Raw genomic sequence first — 24,266 nt, 5'->3', positions numbered from 1 at the left:
ACTAATTTTTATTAAAAAATACGAAAAATCTAAAAATAAATTCTAGTCAGTTATTTTGCTTTTTACTAAGGGAAATAGCGGGCTGAACTCCTTCAGCTCCGCTTACATAAAAACACAAGGGGGAAAATACAGATGAAAGGCAAGTCTTCACTAGTTTTAAGCATTTTACTGATTCTTTCATTGCTGCTTTCAGCATGTTCCGGCAGCGGTGAAGAAGCTTCAGGCGGCGGCAGCAGTGAACCAAAAGAGGGAGGTTCATTAATTTATGCCCGCGGTGCTGACGCTATTGGGCTGGACCCAATCAATGTAACAGATGGAGAATCCATCCGTGTAACAAGCAATATCTTTGAAACATTGTTTGTATATGACGAAAATCTTGAAGTCCAGCCAGGATTAGCGGAGTCTTACAAAGTCTCTGATGATGGAATGACCTGGACCATTACCCTTAAAAAGGACATTAAGTTCCAGGATGGAACAGATTTTAATGCAGATGCAGTCGTGTTTAACTTCGACCGGTGGATGGATCCACAAAACCCCTACCATAAAGGGGATTTTCCATACTATCCGTTCTTATATGGGGGCTTTAAAGGCGATCCAAACCATAAAATCGAGTATGTAAAAGCAGTGGATGAATCGACAGTTGAGTTTAAATTAACTGAAAAGACAGCTCCGTTTATCAGCTACTTAGCTATTCCTATGTTTGGAATTGCCAGTCCGGCCGCGATTGAAAAGCACGGTGACAAGTTCTCTGAAAATCCGGTAGGAACAGGTCCTTTCGTATTCGATAGCTGGAAGCACAATGACAAAATAGTACTGAAGAAAAATGAAAATTATGCAGGTGAAGGGCCATATCTTGATGAGCTGATCTTCAGGGTTATCCCTGAGAATTCTTCACGCCTGACTGCACTTCAAGCTGGTGAGGTGGATATCATCGATGGCTTAAACCCCGATGATGCGACAACTATAGAAGCTGATTCACAGCTTAGTCTTGTAAAGCGCCCAAGCTTTAACATTGGCTACATGGTTCTCAATACGCAAATGGAACCTTTCGATGATGTAAAAGTACGTCAGGCAGTCAATATGGCCATTGATAAACAGGCCATTGTGGATGCATTTTATAATGGATATGCCGAAGTAGCAAAAAATCCATTCCCATCTGTGCTTTGGGGCTATAATGACAGCATTGAAGACTACAAATTCAATGTGGAAGAAGCGAAAAAACTATTGGCGGAAGCAGGATATCCAGATGGATTCAAGACCCAGCTTTGGGCGATGAGCAACCCAAGACCGTATATGCCACAGCCAATGAAGGTGGCAGAAGCCATCCAGTCAGATCTGAAGAAAATCGGCATTGAAGCCGAAATCGTTACCTATGAATGGGCAACGTATCTTCAAAAGTCAGGAAACGGGGAGCACCCAATGGGATTATACGGCTGGACAGGTGTAATGGCCGATCCGGATAACTTCCTTTTCCCGAATCTGAGTGCAACCAATACGGATAAACCTGCCAGCAACCGTGCGTTCTATGAGAACGAAGAATTCACGAAGCTTTTGCAGGATGCCCGTGTAACATTTGATCAGGACGAACGTGCAAAGCTTTACCAGCAGGCACAGGAAATTTTCCACAAGGATGCCCCATGGGTGACTCTTGCACATACAACACCGCCAATCGCAATGGCGGGCTATGTCCAGGGATTCACTGCACACCCAATGGAGGATGATGATTTTACAAAGGTTTACCTGACGAATTAACAGGGACGAGGGGACAGGTTCCTTGTCCCAAGGAAGGACTTTGGGGACAGTTAACCTGTCCCTGTGTCCCCGTTTTCAAATCTAAGGGAGGGTTTCGCTGTGTATGAATTATTGAAAGGCCTGTGTGATATTGTGGGTCCCAGCGGTTTTGAACAGGATGTTCAAAGATTTATCTTAAATGAAGTGAAGGATTATGTGGATGAATACCGCGTCGATCCGGTAGGAAACCTGATTGTGAAAAAGAAAGGGAATAACCCGGATTTCCCTTCTTTAGTCATTGCAGCTCACACCGATGAAATTGGGTTTATTGTCAAAAAGATTGAGAACAATGGGTTAATTCGATTTGAAAAATTAGGCGGATTCGATGACCGTATTCTTTTATCATTGCCAGTTAAGGTTCGTTCTGAAAAAGGCACTGTGGATGGAGTGATTGGAACCATTTCAGCCCACTATGTGAAATGGGATGATCCAAAACGCATTTCCAGCCACCGCGATCTTTATATTGATATCGGAGCCCGTACGGCAGAAGAAGCTATTGAAATGGGAATAAAGGTTGGGCAGCCCATCAGCTATGGCACAGAGTTCAAAAAAATAGGAAATAACCGTGTTATTGGCAAAGCCTTGGACGACCGGGCAGGCTGCGCACTATTGATCCGCTTACTTCAAAACATCGGAGGAAATGGGGCACAGCATGGCGACATCTACGGGGCATTTACGGTTCAGGAGGAAGTAGGATTGAGAGGGGCTTCCGTTGTATCTGCTGCCGTAGATCCTGACTTTGCACTGGCACTTGATACTACGCCAACCAGCGACACATTTGATGTCCTGATGACAGGCACGAGAAGCCTTGGCAGCGGACCTTGCATCAAAATCGCTGATAAATCACTAATTGCCCACCCGCTTGTCACGCAGCACCTCGAAAAAGTGGCAGCAGAAGGGAATATTCCGTATCAGCATGAAGTCTTCATGGGAATCGGAACGGATGCCGGAGCCATACATATGACAAATAAAGGCGTCACAACGGGTGTTATCTCAATCCCATCCCGTTATACTCATACTCCTATTGAAGTAGTCGACCTAGATGATATGGAGAACTCCTACAAACTGCTGCATGACTTTGTTGTGACATTGGATAAGCTGAAGGGAAAGACGTTTTTAGATACATAATCATATAAGAGAAGACAGGGGGATCAAGCTCTCTGTCTTTTTTTAATAAAAGCAGCCGTGCGAAACGGCCTATTTGCGAAATTCTCCCCTCTATATGCAGGTTTGGTTATTCTATTTACAGATTCAAGCAATCTATTTGCAAAATGAACTTCTCTATTTACAGGTTTCCCGTTTCTATTAGTAATGTTCACATTCACGGGACAAGGGACAGTCAACCTGTCCCCCAAGCAGCGGCCTGGCAGGGATTGTACTCTCAGTCAATTTGTTAAAATCAATCAAATGTTTGATTGATTTCTCAGCTGAAAACAAATGAATATTTTAACAATTAATAATTTTAAGTTGAAATTACAGCGCTTACATAGTATATTGAATACGTATTCAAAAAGTAGAAATTTCAGAAAGTTGGTGAGCGATTGGAGAGAATAGCTGTATTGGGGTGCGGCACGATGGGCCATTCCATTGCGCTTAATGCGGCCTGGGCCGGACTGAGTGTGAAAATGCAGGGCATCAGCGACGCCGACCTGGAACAGGGCTGGACCAATATGCTGAAAAAGCTCGAGGTTATGCTCGATAACGGTATTTTATCCGATTCGGAAGCTGCCCAAATTCAGGAAAATATTAAAATGACCGTATCTGTTGAAGAAGCGGTCACGGATGCTACTTTTGTAATTGAAGCTGTACCGGAAAACATTCAATTAAAGATTGACTTATTTAAGCGTCTTGACGCTCTTTGTGCTCCCGATGTCATTCTGGCCAGCAATACTTCCGGTCTCAGTCCAACAGAGATTGCTTCTGAGACAGCATATCCTGAACGGACAGTGGTGACACACTTCTGGAATCCGGCTCATCTGATTCCTCTCGTAGAGGTCGTTCCCGGTGAGAAGACTGGCGATGAAGCAGTGGAAAGATCTTTTCAGCTTTTAAAGCAAATGAAGAAAAAGCCGATTGAAGTGAAAAAAGAGGTTCCCGGTTTTGTCGGCAATCGCCTTCAATATGCACTCTTTCGCGAAGCCCAGTATCTTCTGGAGGAAGGCATCGCGAGCAAAGAAGATATTGATGATGCCGTTACTTACGGTATTGGACGCAGGCTGCCGGTTTCAGGCCCATTGATGACGGCCGATATGGGCGGACTGGATGTCTTCTCGGCCATCTCTGATTATCTGTTCCAGCATTTATCAAGTGCTGAGGGATCCCTGCCGATTTTAAAGAAGCTTGTAGAGGAACAGAAGCTCGGCGATAAAACGGGTGAAGGCTACTACAAGTGGGATGAGGCTTTTTCCAGACAGTACAACCAGGAGAGGGAAGCTGAGCTGATCCGCTTTTTAAAGAAGGATTTAGGAATCCAATTAATCTGATGGAGGAACGTTATGAAGAACTTTCCCGATCTGGAGAATAAATCGGTGCTTGTGACAGGCGGAAGCAAAGGAATCGGAAGGGATATCGCCCTTTCCTTTGCGGAAAACGGAGCGAAGGTAGTAATTGTGGGGAGAAATGAAGAGGCTTTACAGCAAACAACCGAAGAACTGAGAAAACTCAATCGCAGCAGCTTCTATGTTTCCGCTGATTTAAATAAAGTTTCAGAGATTCAAAGAATGACAGAAGCGGCCGTAGATTATATGGGCTCAATTGATGTGCTGGTCAATAACGCGGGAATTAACCGGGCCAAGCCTGCCATGGAAGTGACGGAAGAGGATTGGGACCTGACGCTTGACACCAATTTGAAGGCAGCCTTTTTCTGCAGCCAGAAAGCAGCCGAATATATGATCCCGAATCAATCCGGCAAGATTGTCAACATTGCTTCCCAAATGGCATTTGTCGGCTATTTCAAGCGGGCAGCATATTGTGCCAGCAAGGGGGGTATGGTGCAGCTGACAAAAGCGCTTGCAGTGGAATGGGCATCTCATGGCATTAATGTAAACGCAGTGGCTCCAACCTTTATTGAAACGGAGCTGACTTCGAAAATGTTCGAAGACAAGGAATTTGAGAAGGAAGTCTACAGCAGGATTCCGCTTGGAAAGCTTGCGGATGCCGGGGATGTCTCAGCTGCTACACTATTCCTTTCTTCTAATCTATCAAAGTTTATTACAGGCGATACGATAAAAGTAGATGGCGGATGGACAGCCATTTAATTTTTTACAGATTTTTGCATACGTATTCAAAAATAAAAATTTGGAGTGATATCAAATGGCAACTTTCTTAAAGCAGGGAAAAAATGATCAAGAGGTACAGGAAGCAGATGTTAAAGTTAGAGAATCGGTAAGCGAGATTCTTAAAAATATCGAAGAAAACGGAGATGCAGAGGTCCGCAAGCTTTCCGAGCAGTTTGATAAGTGGTCACCGGAACAATTCAGATTATCTGAAGAGCAAATCAAGGAAATTGTGGCATCTGTACCTGAACAAACGATTAATGATATCAAGTTTGCACAGGAACAAATCCGCAATTTCGCTGAACATCAAAAAGCAGCATTGCAGGACATTGAAGTAGAAACATTGCCTGGCGTGTTCCTTGGACACAAGAACATCCCGGTAAACAGTGTCGGCTGCTATATTCCCGGCGGACGCTACCCGATGGTTGCTTCCTCCCACATGAGTGTTTTGACTGCAAAAGTGGCAGGCGTTAAGCGCGTGATTGCCTGCACACCTCCAATTAAAGGGGAGATCCCTTCTGCAACTGTCGCAGCTATGCATCTTGCAGGCGCTGACGAGATTTACCTACTTGGCGGAATCCAGGCGATGGGTGCAATGGCAATCGGAACAGAAACAATCGAACCAGTTGATATGCTGGTTGGACCAGGTAATGCATTTGTTGCGGAAGCAAAGCGCCAATTATACGGCAGAGTGGGAATCGACTTGTTTGCGGGACCGACTGAGGTTCTTGTCATAGCGGATGAAACATCCGATGCTGAAATAATTGCAACGGATTTATTAGGACAGGCTGAGCATGGACCTAACTCTCCGGCATGCCTGATTACAACTTCAGAGAAACTGGCGAACGAAACAGTGGCAGAAATTGAACGCCAGCTTGAGACACTTCCAACAGCAGATGTTGCGGGCGCGGCATGGAAAGATTACGGTTCTATCATTCTTGTTGACAGCCTGGAAGAAGCCGTAGTAGAAGCGGATAAATTGGCTTATGAGCACGTAGAGGTTTTGACTGAGGATCCAAGCTACTTCCTTGAAAACATGACAAACTATGGTGCGCTTTTCCTTGGGCCGGAAACGAACGTTGCTTACGGGGATAAAGTCATTGGCACAAACCATACGCTTCCTACTAAAAAGGCAGCACGCTACACTGGAGGACTATGGGTTGGAAAATTCCTGAAAACGTGCACGTACCAGAGAACAACACCTGAAGCAAGTGCAAAGATTGGTGAATATGCATCCCGTCTATGTGACCTTGAAGGCTTTAAGGGACACCAGGCACAGGCTGATCTTCGCGTGAAGCGCTACAGCAGCCTCGTGAAGTAAGCAAAATCTGTTATAATTTCTCTGTCTAGATTCAGGCAGGAGGAACAAGCGTTGAAAAATAAAAAAGTGACAGCCATGGATGTCGCCCGGCTGGCAGGCGTTTCGCAATCGAGCGTGTCCAGGGCTTTTAGTGAAAATTCAAGTATCTCATCAAAAAAGAAGAAGCTTATTCTGGAGGCTGCTGAACAGCTGGGATATCAGCCGAATGCCATTGCCCGCGGCCTGATCACGAATCAGTCCCGCATCATTGGGATTGTCATGCGGAATATCCAGAACCCTTTTTATCCGGAAATCCTCGATAAGTTTTACAGCAGGCTGGCTGAAAAAGGGTACAAGGTAATGTTTATCAACTCCCAGAATAACGAAATCCAAGAGGATGAAGTGAGCCATTTAATTGAGTACAGCGTTGAGGGAGCCATCATCACAGATGCGCTATTGACCTCTTCGACTGTGCAGAAGTTTACCCGCAATGGCATCTCGGTCGTCCTGTTTAACCGATATGTGAACGATTCCTTAAGCAGTGCTGTTGTGTGTGATAACTTTGCTGCCGGCAAAAGGATAGGGTACTACTTGATAGAAAAAGGACATGAAAATCCCGCCTTTATCTCCGGACCGATGAATACATCAACAACAGTGGATCGGAAAAATGGGTTCCAGGAAGCTTTGAAAGAACACGGCATCTCTTCCTTTTTAACCGAAAACGGCCTTTATTCGTATGATGGAGGATTTGCAGCAGCGGAAAAATTGCTGGAACAGGATAAAAAGATAGATGCCATCTTCTGTGCAAATGATATATCCGCTTTTGGTGCAATGGATTATCTGAAAAAACGGGGTATCAGAATCCCTGAGGATATTTCTGTCATAGGCTTTGACAATGTGGCTATGTCAGATTGGTCTTCTTATGAATTAACCACCTGGCATCAGCCGGTTGATGAAATGGTCGATTATTCGATAAACCTACTTTTGGAGCATATTAACGGGGACACGGACGCCCCTGAAATCCAAAGAATAGAAGGGCATTTGGTGGAAAGAGGATCAGTAGCGGACAGAAGGTGATGAAGTGAAGGCAGGGGTTATAGTAAAACCAATTTTACATCTTTGAAATTCGATAAGTGTCTAGCTCCAGGCGCCATCGGATCTCGGGTCTAAGCCAATCCGTCCAAAAGGTTAAAGAACAACCTTTCAGCCGGCTTGTCTTATGCTTGAGGCCCGCAGGACAAGGAAGGCTTCGTCAGCATTGCATCGCACGACCGAAAGCGGCAGCTTTTGGGAGGATGCGGGTCATGCAGACGTTGCCACAGGACGTGGCGGTTTTAGTCTGCGTTCCTAGATAGGCGGGCGCCTTGCGCTTTTCTGATAGGAGGCTTTTTATGCTAAGTATGATTGGATTGCTTGGGGGTATCGGGCTTCTCATCTATTTAACGATGAGAGGGATGAATCTGCTGCTTGCTGCCCCTCTTGCTGCATTTATTGTTGCAATATTCAGTGGATTACCGATTTTTCCTCAGCTGGCAGGCGAGGGTGAAGTCAACTTTTTAACCAACTATATGAATGGATTTGCCGGGTTTATTACATCCTGGTATTTGATGTTCTTATTTGGTGCCATTTTTGGAAAGCTAATGGAGGACAGCGGAGCTGCTGACAGTGTTTCCAAATGGATTATCGACAAGATTGGCATGAAGCGGGCGGCGTTAGCTGTTGTCATTGCCTGTGCGGTCTTAACCTATGGCGGTGTAAGTCTGTTTGTTGTTGCTTTCTCCGTCTATCCAATGGCCTTGAGCCTATTTAAAGAAGCTAACCTGCCAAGAAGGTTTATACCGGCAGCTCTTGCCTTCGGTTCGACTACATTTACCATGACGTCAGCGGGTTCACCGGAAATCCAGAACTGGATTCCGATTGAATTCCTGGGAACTTCCCCATATGCCGCCTGGGAAGTCAGCTTCATTGTTGCTGTCTTTATGATGGCATTTGGATACTGGTGGCTGAAGAAAATGATTAACAAGGCGATCCGCAATGGAGAAAAATTTGAGGCAAGAGAAACGGATTCTGCTTTGATCCGTGAAAACCTGCCAAGCCCGATGTTAAGTTTGATTCCGCTTTTGGTCGTCCTTGTGATTTCATTTATCTTCCATGATTCATTGGCCCAGTCAGCCCTGATTATCGCGTTATTGAGCGGCTGCTTTGCCACCTATTTTCTTAACCGCAAGTATTTTACAAATGTATGGGGAGCCGTGTCTGAAGGAACAATTGGAGCATTAATTGCCATTGCCAATACATCCGCGGTTGTCGGCTTTGGCGGTGTGGCTAAAGCTACACCTGCCTTTGCAAGTGCAGTAGATGCCATGACAAGCATTCCGGGAAGTCCTTTAATAGGTGGAGCTCTGGCTGTTGCTGTCATTGCAGGTCTGACCGGATCTGCTTCAGGTGGCCAATCCATCGCCCTGCCACTGCTTGCCCCGCATTATCTGGATATGGGAGTCAATGCAAGTGAACTCCATCGTGTTGTGGCGATATCATCCGGATCGATTGATTCCTTGCCGCATGGCGGTTACGTTGTGACAACCATCCGTGCAATCTGCGGTGAATCACATAAGGATGCCTACCCGGCATTTGGTGCATTGACAGTTATTGTTCCGATACTTGGTGTTATTTTAGCGGTCATTTTATTTTCGATTTTCTAAATGGCTTTTGCAGAAAGACAGAGGGGTTAGGCTCTCTGTCTTTCTTTTTATAAAAACTGCTATGTGCAGTGGTCTATTTGCAAAAATTCCGCCTTTATTTGCAGCATTGGCCATTTATTTGCAGGTTCTAACAGTCTATTTGCAAAATTAACATCTTAATTTGCAGGTTACCCGCTTTTATTTGCAAAGTTCACAATCGGCAATACAGAAAGCAACGCTCGTGCGTAGTTCGGAATTGACCTTTCCTCTCTATTTGTCTAAGAGTGTTATAATTTAGAAAATTAAGATATGTGGAGGGATCCTATATGCCTCAAATACATATAGATGAACTGCTAAAAGTGAAAAATTGGATGACCCCGAGCCCTTTTTGTATTCAGCCGGGGCAAACACTGGGAGAAGCTGCAAAAATGATGGTGGATCTTCACCTGGAAAGTCTGCCGGTATTGGATGAGAAGAATGGGTTAGTCGGTATGATCACATCAAGAAAGCTGCTTAACTACTTTGCCCAGGGCAACTCAGGGGACACCTTAATTGGCAGTATCCCTAAATCCAATCTGGCTGCTGTCCGGCCAGATGATTCGATCCTTGATATTTTGTCGCTTCCATATGATCAGCTTCCTGTCATAGGTGAAGATGGAAAACTGCTTGGCATATTGACAACCAGGGATATTCTGGATGGCCTCTCCAAATATCTGTATAAGCTGAAGCAGCAGCATAATTCCGAGGGTGCCCTTGGCGCCATTTTGGAAAGTGCCTATGAGGGAATAGCGGTTGTTGATGAAAATGGCATCCTGCAGGAATTCAATGAAGCATACAGCCGTTTTATCGGAATTAAAAGGGAGGATGCCATTGGCAGGCATGTGACAGAGGTAATCGATAACACTCATCTTCATGAGACCGTCAAGACCGGAATCGCCGAACGCGGGGTTCTCCAGAACATCCAGGGACATGACATGGTGGTTCACCGGATTCCGCTATGGAAGGAAGGCAGGATTGCCGGGGCCATTGGAATGCTGATTTTTGAGGGAGTAACCGAAGTATATAAAATCTATGAAAAGCTGCAGGAAAATCAAACGGCTATGCCGGATCTTTTCACAAAGAAAAAGGAAAGCGATAGCCGGATTACGATTGATCAGATCATTGGGACAAGTGAAGGCATCGCAAATGTAAAGCGGCTGGCACGGAAGGCGGCAAGGACTGCGGCAACTGTTCTGATTACTGGTGAAAGCGGGACGGGAAAAGAGATGTTCGCAAAAAGCATCCACCATCTCAGCCCCTTTTCGACTGGGCCGTTCATCAGTGTGAACTGCGGGGCCATTCCAGAGCACTTATTCGAATCCGAACTGTTTGGCTATGAAGAAGGTGCATTTACCGGCGCGAAAAAGGGCGGCAAGCCCGGAAAATTCGAATTGGCAGACAACGGTACTATTTTTCTCGATGAAATCGGGGAGATGCCGCTTGTCATGCAAACCAAGCTCCTGCGGGTTCTTCAGGAAAAAGAAGCTGAACGGGTCGGGAGCGTTAAAAAATATCAAATCAATGTGAGAGTCATCGCCGCGACAAATCGTGACTTGAAGCAGATGATCGATGACGGAGATTTTCGGGAGGACCTATTCTACCGGCTAAACATCATCCAGCTCCACATCCCTCCGCTGCGCGAGAGAAAAAAAGATATTCCGGTCCTGCTGGTTCATTATCTGAGGGAAATTTGCGGCAAGTACCAGATACCTGGAAAGATATTCACATCTGAAGCAGTGAATGCTTTTGTCCAGCATCCCTGGAGAGGGAATATCCGGGAGATGGTAAATACGGTAGAGCAGCTTGTGACGCTGGCGGACGGGAAGGTCATTGACTATCATCATTTGCCGGATCCGCTGAAAACGGCGGAACCATCCAGTGAAAAAGCAAAGGAAGTACGATCGGCAGCAGGATCTATTGAGGAAGCCAAGGTTCTAGGGAACCAAAGAGAATCGGAATTGATTCTTGATGCCTTAAGAAATGCGGGCGGGAATAAATCGAAGGCGGCTGATTTACTGGGGATCCATCGGACAACCCTCTACCAAAAGCTGAAAAAGCATGGAATAACCTGAACAAAGTGTAGTATTTTCACTACAAAAAATCTACATCTGTAGTGTAGTGGCTACACATTTGCAGAAATAAAACACTGATTTTTCTGGATTTTGAAGTTGGCACGCTCCTTGCAAGTATAGTAGCAACAGAACAAAAGGGGTGGAGTATCCAATGGAGAAACCAGCAGTTTTCCGTGTGCCGGAAGCGATTTTTTATGGAAGGGGATCTTCCGAAAAAGTTGGAAGTGAAGCGGCGCTTAGAGGGAAAAACGCATTAATAATCAGTGACAAGATAATGGATCAGCTTGGTTATGTAAGCGAATGCAGAACCTATCTTCAGGAAGCCGGAGTTAAAAGCGAGGTATACCTTGGGGTAGCATCTGAACCAACTGATGAGTATGTGGCAGAAGCATTGGCGCTTTTTGAAAAAGAACAATGTGACCTGGTTATCTCAGTAGGGGGAGGAAGCTGTATTGATACGGCGAAAGCCATCGCCGTTCTCGCAACAAATGGCGGCTATATCGGCGATTATATGGGAGGAAGGAAACTGGCCCAGAATGCACCTGTACCTCACATTGCCATTCCGACAACAGCTGGGACAGGCTCTGAGGCAACAGATGTAACAGTCATCACGAACTCAGCCAATGATGTAAAAATGATGATTAAGCAGCCTGCCTTCATGCCGAGTGTAGCGATTGTGGATCCTTTACTCACGATATCTTCACCGAAGAATGTTACATCCGCAACAGGGGTGGATGCACTAAGCCATGCCATAGAAGCGTATCTGTCCAAAAAAGCACATCCGATGACCGATACGATGGCCATATCGGCTATGAAATTGATTGTGGAAAATATTTTAACCGCTTACAATGAGGGGCAAAATATCGATGCCCGTGAGGCGATGAGCCTTGGTTCTCTCCAGGCGGGAATGGCATTCTCGAATGCATCCGTATGTCTTGTGCACGGAATGAGCCGTCCCATTGGAGCCCTATTCCATGTGCCGCATGGAATCTCGAATGCCATGCTTTTGCCGGCCGTATTGGAATTCAGCCAGGAAGCATGTGTGGATCGCTTAGCAGATATCGGACGAATTTTTCAGCCTGATAATGAAAGCCTTACCAGAGAAGAGGCAGCTGAAATCGCTGTTCAATCCGTTAAGAATTTGTGCTTGAAATTAAATATTCCTAACTTAAGAGGATGGGGAATTGACGAAGAAGCTTTTAAGGCTGCGGTAGGAAAAATGGCAACAGATGCGATTGACAGCGGCAGCCCTGGCAACAATCCAAGAGTCCCGACTCAGAGCGAGCTGGAAGAGCTATACCATGTTTGCTATGAATATCAGTTTTCCTCTGAAACAGAAAAAGTGTAACAGGAGGACAATCAGATGCTTGGAATGCTGGGCTTAATCGCTTCACTGATTCTATTAATGTATTTAACAATGAAGGGCGTAAATATAATTATTGCCGCCATCATTAGCGCCGTTGTGGTTGCTCTTACAGGAGGACTTAATCTTGAGACCGCCCTGACAGAGCATTATATGACAGGCTTTACAAATTATTTTTACTCCTGGTTCTTAATCTTTCTGCTTGGGGCAGTTTTCGGAAAAATTATGCAGGTAACCAGGGCGGCTGACAGCATTGCGAATTGGGTTAAGGATACACTGGGCCCTTCCAGAGCTGTATTTGCTGTCGTGGCCGCAGCAGCGATTATGACATATGGCGGCGTCAGCTTGTTTGTCGTAGGCTTCGCAGTATACCCAATTGCTGTTTCCTTATTTAAAGTGGCCAATCTGCCGCATCGTTTTATCCCGGCCGCTTTGGTGTTTGGTTCGATTTCGTTTACGATGACAGCACCGGGCTCACCGGAAATCCAAAACCTGATTCCAACTGAGTTTTTCGGAACAAAGCCGACCGCAGGCGGGATCATTGGGGTGTTAATGGCATTAATCATCATGATAACAGGCGGTATTTTACTAAGCCGAATGGTGAAAAAAGCGGTTCAAAATGGAGAGGTATTTTCTTTGCCGAATCAGCCGGCTGGTGCTGCAAATGAGTCGGCGGCAGCTCTGGAAACGGAGCTGTCCATGCAAGGGCCTGATGCTGCTCCTGGAGGGAAGGAATTCCCGCATGTCTTGATGGCAATATTGCCGCTTGCTTCCGTTATTGCCATATTAAACACAGCAGCCAACTTTACGTCGTCAACGGCTTCCGCTTTAATTTCCCTGACGAGCGGAATCATTTTGGCGTGTGTATTGATGATTAAATATCTGATTGGTTTTTGGGAGGCTTTGGCAAAAGGTGCCCAGGATGCTTTAGTCGCCGCGGCTAATACGTGTGCCGTTGTGGGCTTCGGCAGTGTTGCCGCCCAGGTAGCTGCCTTTGATACATTTGTCGATGCCCTGGTCAATATTCCGGGACCTCCCTTAATGGGACTGGCGATAGCTGTTACGCTGATTTGCGGGATTACAGGTTCGGCTTCAGGCGGTTTGGGTATTGCCCTTCCGATTCTGGCTCCCATGTATATGGCCCAAGGCCTGGACCCTGGCGCGATGCACAGGATTTCAGCACTGGCTTCGGGCGGGCTGGACTCACTTCCGCATAATGGCTATGTCGTTACGACAATCCGGGCGATATCCGGGGAAACCCATAAACGCGCCTACTGGCCAATTTTTATTTTGAGTGTAGCGATGCCAACGGCTGTATTATTCCTGGCTGTGATTTTATATTCAATTTTTTAAAATAATAGACTTCTAATTTTGAAAGGGGATTTTACTCATGACAGCGACAACAACAAAGGTATTAAAGAACTTTATCAATGGCGAATGGGTGGATGCAAACACGGATAAATTCGAATTGGTGCCAAACCCGGCAACAGGCGAGGAGCTTGCACGCACACCGATTTCCACCCGCGAAGATGTCGATAAAGCTGTTCAGGCTGCGAAAGAAGCGTTTAAAACCTGGAGCAAAACGCCGGTCCCAAAGAGAGCGAGAATTCTATTTAAATATCAGCAATTATTAGTAGATAACTGGGATGAACTTGCGAAATTGATTACACAGGAAAACGGAAAAAACTATAAAGAAGCATACGGAGAGGTTCAGCGCGGCATTGAATGTGTTGAATTCGCTGCAGGCGCACCATCTCTTATGATGGGCAAGCAGCTTCCTGACATTGCGACGAATATCGAATCGGGCATGTACCGCTACCCGGTTGGCGTTATCGGCGGCATCACGCCTTTCAACTTCCCGATGATGGTTCCGTGCTGGATGTTCCCGCTTGCAATTGCGTGCGGTAATACATTTGTGTTAAAGCCATCTGAAAGAACGCCAATCCTGGCTAACCGCCTGGCAGAGCTGTTCGCTGAAGCCGGACTTCCAGCTGGTGTATTCAATATCGTTCACGGTGCGCATGATGTGGTAAACAGCCTGATTGATCATAAGGATGTACCGGCAATTTCATTTGTGGGCTCCCAGCCTGTTGCCGAGTATATCTACAAATCTGCTACTGCAAACGGTAAACGTGTTCAGGCGCTTGCCGGAGCTAAGAACCACTCAATCGTGATGCCTGATGCAGACCTTGATGGTGCGGTTAAGGAAATTATTGCTGCCGCTTACGGGTCAGCAGGTGAAAGGTGCATGGCCTGCTCTGTGGTAGTAGCCGTGGATTCTGTTGCCGATGAGCTGGTAGCGAAATTAAATGAGCAGGCGGGCCAGCTGACAATCGGAAATGGCCTGGACGAAGAAGTTTTCTTAGGGCCAGTCATCCGGCAGGAAAACAAGGAGCGTACAAGCGGCTATATTGAAATTGGCGAAAAAGAAGGAGCAACCCTTGTCCGCGATGGCCGCAAAGATGAAGCTTACCATGAAAATGGATACTTTATCGGACCGACAATTTTTGATCATGTCAATCCATCAATGAAAATTTGGAAGGAAGAAATCTTCGCACCGGTACTTTCTGTTGTGCGTGTAAAAAATCTTGAAGAAGCGATCGAGCTTACGAACAAATCAGACTTCGGAAATGGAGCATGCCTATTCACTGACAGCGGAAGCAGTGTCCGCTACTTCAGAGAAAACATCGAGGTCGGCATGCTCGGCGTTAACATCGGCGTACCGGCTCCAATGGCCTTCTTCCCATTCTCCGGCTGGAAAAATTCGTTCTACGGAGACCTTCACGCAAACGGAACAGATGGTGTGGAATTCTATACGAGAAGAAAGATGCTGACTGCACGCTGGTAAGTGAAGAATTGACGAAAGAGTGTCCATTTATGGGCACTTTTTTTTATTCATAGTAGATTAGAAAATCGTCTCTTTATTGTGGCTTCACAAAAAAATATTAGATAACCAGTGTTAAAATAATCAACTGATTACATATCCCGTTTTATCCCCCATATCGAAGTAAAACTTTTGCATATATTGTTTGCCATAAGTTCTCTGTAAGCCTGAGTATGTACGGTATTTTCTATGGCGAAAAGAGCTGGAAAATAGGTTTATTTGAAATTTTGCACTGAGATAGAAAAGCCTTACTTTATTAGTTATAGTCTTACTTCTTGAGACTATTGAAGGATATAAATAAGAATGAAAGTAAAATATTATTAAAACATGTTTATGACTTAGTTAAGCGGGTATTAAAATCCTGGAGAATTATTGATTCTTGATTTTTCGGAATATTTTTATTAATAATTATCACCTCTAAAAAATTTAATTTGTTCCGATAAGGTAAATAAAGGGCAAAATTGCTGAAAAGCAATGACGCAAAGCTAGAGGGGCTTCCATCGCAGGTTATCAAAGTTACATACATCTTTCGATAAAGCCAGCCAGCTGCCATCAGATTGTAAAGGAGAATATTGATGTCAAATCAAACTTGGATTACGCCAGAGGAAATCGCAAAAAAGAAACAACTTAAAAGGAAGGTTCTTTATATTTCCTTACCTTTCATTACAATACTTATTAGTGCGCTTGTGACTATTTTGGCTAATCAGATATAAAATAACTACATAAATTTGAGAAATGACTTTGGCAGCCTGGCCAAAGTCATTTTTTGTTTATAATTCTAAAAACTAGCTATATAGAACTATATGTTTATTGGATATTTAAAAAAAGAGTGCAAAAGGTCACAAAATTTCACGTTTTCTGTCGATATAATAAAGGAGTATATAGGAGATGAGGAGATCAATGATGTTCGGAAAAGGAAAGTTGAGGCAGCTCGAGGATGAAAAGCGGGAACTTGAAGCCAAACTGCAGTTTGCTGAAGAAGAGTTTCAGCGCAGGGAAAAATATTATCAGACACTGATCCATTCTTTTAATGAAGATTTGTCGAATACGGTGAGTCAGCATGAAATGGTCAATGGGCAGCATTACATGCTGGGAGACCTGGTTCTAAAAATTAAAGACGGATTTGAAAACGTAAAAAGACATAGTGAAGCCACTTTTACAAACAGCCTCACTTTATCGGATAAAGGGGGAAATCTGATCCAGTCTGCAAAAGAGATGGTGAAAAGCTCGGAGGAAGGCCGCGGATCCGTCAGCAAGTCTGAACAGCTGATTAAGCAGCTGGGAGATCAATTAGAAGTGAATTCGCAGAAGATGGAGGCACTGAGCAAAAGGTCAAAAGAAATTGAGATGATTGTCCAGGTCATTAAAGATATCGCGGAACAAACAAATCTCCTGGCACTAAATGCATCCATCGAAGCAGCGCGCGCAGGCGAGCAGGGAAAAGGATTTGCAGTGGTGGCGGATGAGGTCCGGAAACTGGCTGAAAGTACAGCGACGAGCACCGCTAATATCAGTTCCCTGACGAAAAATATTCAGGATGATATTGAAGCAACATTGAACTCAACAGTCGCAAGCACCGAATTAATTAAAGATGGCATGTCCCTCAGCGGTCAAACTACCAGCAAAATTGATTCAATCACAAACATCATCCATTCGGTGGAAGCTGAAGTCAGTGAAGTGATTGAAATGATAAACATTCAGAAGGGGTATTCCCAAGAGGTGGCCGATGAGATTTCCGAAACAAAGTATGTTTTTGATCAAGTAAACGAACTGATCCAGAGGCATATTGACGATGCGAGGGTCGTTGATGAGAAGCTGGAAGGCGCCATCTCGCAGGTTAAGGCAGTAAACTACTAAGTTTCCAAGAGGGGTCAATTATGAAAAAGAAAAAACAGAAGAAGCAGAGAGAAAAAGGGTCGCTGTTTTCATTTACAATTAGGAAGAAATTATTGCTCTCATTCATTATTATTCTATTAATTCCTTCCATTTCAATCGGATACATATCCTATCAGAAGGCACATGATGAGATTAAAAACCAGATTGAGATGAGTGCAAATGAGAATGTAAAAATCCTTGACCAGTTTATTATGAACTTTATTAAACCCAAGATGGGGGATACAAATTATTTTTCCAAGCAGATCAAGAAGGATTTTTATACAGATGAAGAATTAGATAAAACAACAAATGCCTTTAGCCAGTATAAAGAGCTCCATCCGGAGGCAGTCGCTATTTATGCTGGTTCTGAAGAGGGTGATTTAGTCATCTATCCGCGGGCAGATCTGCCGGCTGACTTTGATGCAACCACACGCCCCTGGTATCAGGGAGCCATGGAGGCAAAGGGAAAAGCCTTTATCACAGAGCCATATGTTGATGCTGTAAGTGGAAATATCCTTATTACAGTAGCCCAAAAGCTTGGCGACAGCTCCGGCGTTATCGGAATTGATTTAAGTCTCTCTGCTCTAAGCGAGCTATCCAATAACATTAAGATTGGGAAAGAAGGCTATCCCGCTATCTTAAGTGCGGAGGGAAGCTTTTTAGTGCACCCTCAGGAGAAGCCAGGCACAGAGGCAGAGGGAAGCTGGCTGCCGGAAGTCCTGGAAAAGGAAAAAGGGCAGGTAGAATACACTCTTGATGGCGAAAAGAAGGAAATGCACTTTACCACCAATGGGCTGACAGGCATGAAGGTGCTTGGCACAATGAATCTGGAAGAAGTAACATCAGCCGTACAGCCTATCTTCATGTCGACGATTATATTCATAGCCATTTTCGTCCTTATAGGTGCACTTATTTCTTATTTTATTGTCCGCTCGATTACACGCCCGCTCAATCAGCTGATTGCAGCAACAGATAAAGTCAGCGAAGGAGATCTGACCCAGAAGTTTGAGGTTAAAAATAACGATGAAATCAGCAAACTGGGTATTAGCTTCAATAAAATGGTCCTTTCACTGCAGCAGCTTATCAACCATGTGAGCGAAAAAGCGGTTCACCTTGCTTCCTCATCAGAACAGCTGACGGCAAGCTCTGAGCAGAATAATATGGCAACAGAACAGGTGGCCAACTCTATTCAGGAAGTAGCATCAGCTACTGAGCAGCAGACAGAAAAAGTGAAAGAAAGCACTTCTGTTGTAAAAGAGATGTCCGGACGCATTCAGCAGATCATGCTGAATACAAACGTTGTGGCCCAAACCGCTAATGAGACAAATGAAGTGGTAGTAAAAGGAAATGAAGCAATCGATCTTTCAACGAATCAGATGAAAAATATTAATTTAACAGTTTCTGAATTAGGTTCCATTGTTCATACGTTAGGAAAGCGCTCGGAGGAAATTGGCCAGATTGTCAATGTTATTTCCGAAATTGCCGCTCAGACGAATTTGCTCGCGCTTAATGCAGCCATTGAAGCAGCAAGAGCAGGCGAGCACGGAAGGGGATTTGCAGTTGTAGCCGATGAAGTCCGCAAGCTGGCAGAACAATCATCCAAATCAACTGAAAGCATCCGCGAACTGATCTCAACGATCCAAACGGATACAGGCAAAGCCATCTCTTCCATGGAAAAAGGAACAGCTGAAGTGGAAAAAGGAATTGACCTGGTTAACAATGCAGGAGATGCCTTCAGCCACATCCAGCAATTTGCCGACACCGTTTCGGGCCAGATTGCAGAAGTTTCCTCATCCATAAAGGACATGGCTGAAGGTGCCGACCAGGTGGTAGAACTCGTAAGCGCAATCGAAGAAATTGCCGCTGTCACCACAGCCGAAAGCCAGGATGTATCCGCTGCTACAGAAGAGCAGCTGGCGTCCATGGAAGAAATTGCGGCATCTGCTGCTTCACTTTCGGGAATGGCGGAGGAGCTGCTGGATTCTATTAAGAAGTTTAAAGTGAGTTAAATAGAAGGACCCGCCGGTTTGGCGGGTCTGTTTTTATGTGGCCGCGGGTTCAGAATGTGAACCCTGCAAAAAGAGCACGGAAACATACAAATAGATGCTTAACCCTGCAAATAGGGCTGGAAAATCTGCAAATAGAATAGGTAATTTACAAATAGTTAGCTGGATTCTGCAAATAGATGAACTGCATAAGAACGGGAAACGGCTCGCTTAGTTGATTGGCAAATAGAACCGGGGATTCTGCAAATAAAACGGAGTATGCTGCAAATAGCAGGATGAATTCGGCAAATAGAACTGGAAAAGTACAAATACCAGGCTGCTACCTGCAAATAGACGAGAAGCAATAGATCGGGGATCAGTCTAGGATTATCAAATTGAAAATAGAATCTTAGATTTTGCAAAAAGAACTCGGAACTCGCAAATAGATTCAGGCTACCTGCAAATAGATATATTCCTCCCAAATAAAAAAAGCTGCAAAAGCGTATCCAGCGCTTTCGCAGCTCCTTTTAAGGAAAATAGATATCAAGACGATTCTTATCTCTCCGCATAATATAGTAATTTTGAAAATCCTCGCCTATCAATTTATTACGATATTTCTTCGAATTGATGGTTACGATCCGTTTTCTGTTTTTGATAAAGTAAATTGTCCCCTGGTAAACGTAAATCTCATTAAAGCTGGTTCCATCCCGATCAATAAGCTCCTCTTCATAATAATAATTCAAAATGACATGCCTGTTCTTATAATCACACAAAATCGTCAGGTCCCTCACTTGTTTTTCCATACCCTCAAAACATACCCCCCGCATCCGCATTGATCGATAAATTGAGGGTCCACTTTATTTCCGAAGTATATGAGCAGTGCTTCAGTCAGATAGTTATCGGGATTACCTAACTCAGCTGGAGTGACTATATTGACATAATATCCTTTAGCTGTCTGGCTGACTGCCGCCATCGCATCGTTGATCAGAAGCTCCAAATCACTAGTGTAATTACCATGCTCCAGTGAAATAGACCAGTTCTTTTCCATATTAGCACCTCAATTCAGCCTGATTATAAATTAAATTATTGGGAAAATTTGTGAGGTTAATCACTGTTTAGGGGATTTTTCGTAAATTCGGTGTCTTTTATTTCTTTTAAAAGAAAGGTTCATCCTGGAGAGTAATCTTGAAGCCGTATAGGGTGAGGGTATATGGGTGAATGAGCGGAATTGCGAGTTGGTAATTGACGGCTTAATAAGCCGGAAGTAGTCTTGGATAGCTGCTTCATGTGCCAGGGGGGAGGAAAACAAACACTTTGGGCAGTGCCATTTCCCCCAATGGAAAATCATCGGAAGGGAAGTGCATTTAGGACAGCTAACACCAGTGAGAATTTCTTCAGCTGAAACATTGAAGTGCTCGAGAATCTCGGATTGTGCAGGGTTATGTTTTTTTAACAAAGTCCGGCATAGCTTCCGTATCTCTTTAGGGTCAGTTTTTTCTTGAGGGTACTTATTTTCAATGCCATTCATTTTGGATAAAAGGTGATGAGAGTGTAAGACTCTCTTAGATATTTGCAGCGGGTCTGTCTCTGCCTTAATAATGGTAGAAGGATGGCTGATTACAACTAAAAATTCCAGTGGAATATCAGGAAATCCATTAAGACCAAGCCAGTTTCTAAACTGATTCGTCTGATGCCGCGCTTGTGAAAGGGGGTCCGGAAATCCTTCCTCTTTATCATTTTGTATGCGGATGACCTGCTGGAAATGAGGGCTGAAAATCAAGGTTCCTGTCCAATTTTTAACTTCCAATATGAGTGCAAAATTTGCAGTGAGCAGCAATGCATCGATTTGAAAAAAATGCGATCCGTTTGATAACCTCAAATCATGAAAAATCCAATACTTTTTAGATTCAAGAAAGCTTAAGTAATAAAATAATCTTTCTTCTCCCTTAAAACCCGCGTTTCTCTTTTTATATTCTGAGATTACTTTCTCACGGGCGGGATGATGTTCGGGGATTCTTCTTAACAACACTTCAAGCTGTAGGTTAATTTCGGGGACTTTCAGGCTTTTAATAATCAAGTGTGTCTCTCCTTTCAATGATAATTAGTTATTTTCGATATAAATGTCTATATACCCTCCTTATAAGGGAGCCTATTTGCAAATTTTCATGCTCTAATTGCAGAACTTCCACTCTATTTGCGAGTGTTAATCATAGGCTTTTCCTCAAATAATCAAGCGGCTAAGTCCCCTTCTATTTGCAAAACCGCCAATCTATTTGCAAGTTCCACTGCCCAATTTGCAAAGTTCGCATTCGACAAGGGACAAAGGGACGTGTTCCATATCCCAAATGTACTTTGGGGACAGTTAACCTGTCCCCATGTCCCGCCCATGTCCCGATCAAAAAGAACAGCCGCATCCGCAGCTGTCCCTAATAAGTTATTCATTTTGACCGTGCTGATCAGGTTCGTGAAAATGCGGTAGCCTCCCGGAACCTGGCCTTGAATTTGGCGATAGAATACCAGGTTGGTATAAAGGTAGGTGCCTTCTCCGTAATCGGCCATGAGAATGCCGCCATCAAATGGCTCCTCGTTAGGATCCCCCATGCGCACGAAGGTTTCAAAGCGGTCATCCCACTGCATTGGATAGTATAATCCTCTTTCCTGTATCCAGTTGGCCCAGTCGTCTTGAGTGATGTTATTTGGATAGTTGAAGAGCGGCGATTCAGGCTGCAGAACGGTAACAGGTGCATTTTCATCGGTTACCCTCCACTTGATGGATGGGTTTCCGATGGTCAGCGGGTATGGAGCAGTGCCTTCCGTCACCCAGCCATCGTTCGGCTTATGGTACTGGACCACCATATGCCCGCCATTTGCGACGTATTCTTTTAAACGTTCATTATTTGCTGTTAAGTCTTCACGTGAAAGGTAGGCACGGATACCAACAATGATTGTATCGTATTGGCTTAAGTCCCCTGAAGCAAGATCGGTCTCAGTAAGCTTTGTCACATCAAGTCCTGCATTGGACAAGTAATCTGCCACTTTATCAAAACCGCTTTCAATGTAGCCGACCTTTAACCCTTCTGGTGCCAGCAATTCAAAGGCTACTCCATTGACCTGGGCTGGATACAGGTAATAAAATGTTCCGATATGGTCATATTGAATTTCTTGAACTGTTGAATCAAAGGTCTTTCCATTTACAGCTGCCTCGGCGGATAGTTTAAAGTCGCCTTCCTGAATATCCGCAGGCGGGCTCAGTGTAAAGGTAACCTCTTTTTCCTCCAATGAAGCTCCGAAGTTAACTTCTGCTTTTTCCGGGCTTACTGACCAGCCTTCCGGAACATTTAAGGATACGGAAGCCTGTGCAGCTCCTTCACGGTAATTTTTCACTTTTACATTGACAGGCACTTCTTCCTGAACGTCAGCGGTATTAATAACCAGATCTTCAGGAGAAAGAGTAAGGCCAACGTCCGGCAGAACGGCAATGGTGCCATCCAGCTCAGAGACAGTCACTGTCTTTGCGCCGGCAGATTCATAGCTGACCTTTGCCTGTATAGCAGGGGTTTCGTATGCGTGATAATACGCTGCATCACCTGGAACTTGAACCTTAAAGGTAACTTCAGCCGTTTTACCGGGTGCAAGGTCAGCTGCCTTGGATTTATTAGAAACCTTCCAGCCCTCAGGAGTGATCAGTTCAACATCAGCTTTCTTCAGCTTCTGACTGCCATTATTGGTTAACGTGACAGTAACAGACGTTTTCTGCCCTTTTGTCAGGATGTTGGACTCCGCCTGTGCATTAATCTCAAGGTCGGAGGATACAAGGCTCACATTCAGCAGCTGTTCTTTTTTCACTTCAAGCTTATGAAGCAGATCTGACTTCAGCTGGGAATCAAGCTTGGATTTCTCCGTTTTCTTTACTAAACGGTCTGCTTCTTTTAATGCTTGCTGCGTTTTGCTGAATACCTGGCTATGGCTGGGATAGCTGGAGATAATTCTGTCCAGGCTTTTTTGGAATTTTGTAAAGTGCACCTGCAATGCTTTTTCTTTCTTAGGGAGTGTTTTTGCCCATTCGTTAAAATCATATGGGATACCGGCAAAAAGATCATTGCTGCCATTTGTTTCTACTGCGCTATCCACTAACTCCAAATCTGTTTGTCTTGGGGCGACAGGGATGTCATTTCCCATTCCCTGGCTTTTGTGCATATAGCGTGATTCCTCGCCGATTTGCGGATAGGACATGCCGTAGATAGGATCAAACATGCCTATTTCAATCGAAGTATCAGCTGTATCTTTACTTTCTGCCGGCAAATAGAACTTTTTAGTCTGCCAGACGGATAATCCTTCTTTTAATTGTTCAGGAAATACGTTAGGATCTGCGGCATCTTTAAAGGCTTCCTGGCTGAGAATGGTCATTGTGCGGTGGTGTCCGTGCTGGGTATCCGAGTCTCTGAAGGATGGCATGATAATATCCGGCTGGTAAGTACGAATAAATCGGATTAATCTTTCATAAGTAAGGTCCTTGCCCCAGTGGCTTAGAGTTTCATCCTTTGTCTTGGAGAAGCCGAAATCATAGATGGTGTCAGAGGTTGTTTCACTCAAATGGTAGGCTTTAACTCCAGTGATTTTCGCTGCTTCAATCATTTCGCGGGAGCGGATAATTCCAAGGCCGTTCCCAAGCTCCTGCCCGATTTCATTCTGGCCGCCCTCGCCGCGGTTGGCTATTAGGCTTGAGGTTTTAACTCCAAGTCCTCGTGATAGGTAAGCAAGAAAGTCACTGCGCTCATCGTCAGGATGTGCGCCTGTATTCAAAAAGCTGACCGTTGTGTCCAGCGGCTTCACTGCACTCCACAGGTCGGGGTCATGCTCTTCTGACTGGGCACTTCCGCTGAGAGGCAGCAGGGAGAGAATTAACAATAGGGACAAAAAGTAAACAAAGATTTTTTTCAATTTGTGTAACCCCTTTCAAAATGGTATGACAGCGCTCCTCTTACACTCCTTTCATCATAG

The 24,266-nt window shown here is 44.6% G+C and carries 18 protein-coding genes, 1 pseudogene and 1 riboswitch; of the genes and pseudogenes, 15 read left to right on the top strand and 4 right to left on the bottom strand.

Features of this window, described 5'->3' with window-relative positions; translation table 11 throughout:
- Positions 1-132: 132 nt before the first annotated feature.
- The 15 genes and pseudogenes from JI665_RS15380 (at position 133) to JI665_RS29215 (ending at position 19,289) form a co-directional block, all read left to right on the top strand.
- Complete coding sequence (locus tag JI665_RS15380) at positions 133-1,752, top strand: ABC transporter substrate-binding protein (protein WP_206840565.1); 1,620 nt, start codon at positions 133-135, stop codon at positions 1,750-1,752.
- A gap of 99 nt (positions 1,753-1,851) precedes the next feature.
- Positions 1,852-2,919: a M42 family metallopeptidase gene (locus JI665_RS15375; RefSeq protein ID WP_206840564.1), complete on the top strand. Its 1,068-nt coding sequence runs from the start codon at positions 1,852-1,854 to the stop codon at positions 2,917-2,919.
- 413 nt (positions 2,920-3,332) lie between these two features.
- Positions 3,333-4,274, top strand: a complete 942-nt coding sequence (locus tag JI665_RS15370) for a 3-hydroxyacyl-CoA dehydrogenase family protein (RefSeq protein WP_206840562.1) — start codon at positions 3,333-3,335, stop codon at positions 4,272-4,274.
- Positions 4,275-4,286: 12 nt separating this feature from the next.
- Positions 4,287-5,048, top strand: coding sequence for an SDR family NAD(P)-dependent oxidoreductase (locus JI665_RS15365; RefSeq protein WP_206840560.1), 762 nt, complete (start codon positions 4,287-4,289; stop codon positions 5,046-5,048).
- A gap of 55 nt (positions 5,049-5,103) precedes the next feature.
- The gene (gene hisD, locus JI665_RS15360) at positions 5,104-6,387 is read left to right on the top strand and encodes a histidinol dehydrogenase (protein ID WP_206840559.1); all 1,284 of its coding nucleotides are present in this window, start codon (positions 5,104-5,106) and stop codon (positions 6,385-6,387) included.
- Positions 6,388-6,438: 51 nt separating this feature from the next.
- The gene (locus JI665_RS15355) at positions 6,439-7,443 is read left to right on the top strand and encodes a LacI family DNA-binding transcriptional regulator (RefSeq protein WP_206840558.1); all 1,005 of its coding nucleotides are present in this window, start codon (positions 6,439-6,441) and stop codon (positions 7,441-7,443) included.
- Positions 7,444-7,757: 314 nt separating this feature from the next.
- A complete protein-coding gene (locus JI665_RS15350) occupies positions 7,758-9,068 on the top strand; it encodes a GntP family permease (protein ID WP_206840556.1) in 1,311 nt (436 codons plus the stop codon).
- Between the two features lie 305 nt (positions 9,069-9,373).
- Positions 9,374-11,158: a sigma-54-dependent Fis family transcriptional regulator gene (locus tag JI665_RS15345; RefSeq protein ID WP_206840553.1), complete on the top strand. Its 1,785-nt coding sequence runs from the start codon at positions 9,374-9,376 to the stop codon at positions 11,156-11,158.
- Between the two features lie 151 nt (positions 11,159-11,309).
- Positions 11,310-12,506, top strand: a complete 1,197-nt coding sequence (locus JI665_RS15340; RefSeq protein ID WP_206840550.1) for an iron-containing alcohol dehydrogenase — start codon at positions 11,310-11,312, stop codon at positions 12,504-12,506.
- A 15-nt stretch (positions 12,507-12,521) separates the two neighbouring features.
- On the top strand, positions 12,522-13,874 hold the full coding sequence (locus JI665_RS15335) for a GntP family permease (RefSeq protein ID WP_206840548.1): 1,353 nt from the start codon (positions 12,522-12,524) through the stop codon (positions 13,872-13,874).
- Positions 13,875-13,911: 37 nt separating this feature from the next.
- The gene (locus JI665_RS15330; RefSeq protein WP_206840546.1) at positions 13,912-15,369 is read left to right on the top strand and encodes a CoA-acylating methylmalonate-semialdehyde dehydrogenase; all 1,458 of its coding nucleotides are present in this window, start codon (positions 13,912-13,914) and stop codon (positions 15,367-15,369) included.
- A 480-nt stretch (positions 15,370-15,849) separates the two neighbouring features.
- Positions 15,850-15,959: riboswitch (cyclic di-GMP riboswitch) on the top strand.
- Positions 15,960-15,980: 21 nt separating this feature from the next.
- Positions 15,981-16,118 carry a hypothetical protein gene (locus tag JI665_RS15325; protein WP_206840544.1) on the top strand — a complete coding sequence of 46 codons (138 nt, stop codon included), beginning with the start codon at positions 15,981-15,983 and terminating at the stop codon, positions 16,116-16,118.
- 175 nt (positions 16,119-16,293) lie between these two features.
- The gene (locus JI665_RS28980; RefSeq protein WP_280516099.1) at positions 16,294-17,262 is read left to right on the top strand and encodes a methyl-accepting chemotaxis protein; all 969 of its coding nucleotides are present in this window, start codon (positions 16,294-16,296) and stop codon (positions 17,260-17,262) included.
- A 20-nt stretch (positions 17,263-17,282) separates the two neighbouring features.
- Positions 17,283-18,347 (top strand): annotated as a pseudogene (locus tag JI665_RS29220) (cache domain-containing protein); the annotation flags it as partial.
- The gene (locus JI665_RS29215; RefSeq protein WP_414635274.1) at positions 18,339-19,289 is read left to right on the top strand and encodes a methyl-accepting chemotaxis protein; all 951 of its coding nucleotides are present in this window, start codon (positions 18,339-18,341) and stop codon (positions 19,287-19,289) included. The pseudogene JI665_RS29220 and the gene JI665_RS29215, both read left to right, overlap by 9 nt.
- Before the next feature lie 503 nt (positions 19,290-19,792).
- Here JI665_RS29215 and JI665_RS15310 read toward each other — a convergent pair.
- The 4 genes from JI665_RS15310 to JI665_RS15295 form a co-directional block, all read right to left on the bottom strand.
- On the bottom strand, positions 19,793-20,068 hold the full coding sequence (locus JI665_RS15310) for a hypothetical protein (protein WP_206840540.1): 276 nt from the start codon (positions 20,066-20,068) through the stop codon (positions 19,793-19,795).
- Positions 20,053-20,313: a CGCGG family rSAM-modified RiPP protein gene (locus tag JI665_RS15305; RefSeq protein WP_206840538.1), complete on the bottom strand. Its 261-nt coding sequence runs from the start codon at positions 20,311-20,313 to the stop codon at positions 20,053-20,055. Before JI665_RS15305 ends, JI665_RS15310 begins: the two co-directional genes overlap by 16 nt.
- Positions 20,314-20,373: 60 nt before the next feature.
- Positions 20,374-21,342, bottom strand: a complete 969-nt coding sequence (locus tag JI665_RS15300) for a nuclease-related domain-containing protein (RefSeq protein ID WP_206840536.1) — start codon at positions 21,340-21,342, stop codon at positions 20,374-20,376.
- Positions 21,343-21,494: 152 nt separating this feature from the next.
- Complete coding sequence (locus JI665_RS15295) at positions 21,495-24,206, bottom strand: NEW3 domain-containing protein (protein ID WP_244671215.1); 2,712 nt, start codon at positions 24,204-24,206, stop codon at positions 21,495-21,497.
- Positions 24,207-24,266: the final 60 nt, after the last annotated feature.

This window comes from Bacillus sp. NTK034, assembly GCF_017303275.1.
In the GTDB taxonomy this organism is placed as follows: domain Bacteria; phylum Bacillota; class Bacilli; order Bacillales; family Cytobacillaceae; genus Cytobacillus.
Note: the sequence above shows the minus strand (reverse complement) of the source record. Positions and strands in the feature narration are given on the sequence as shown.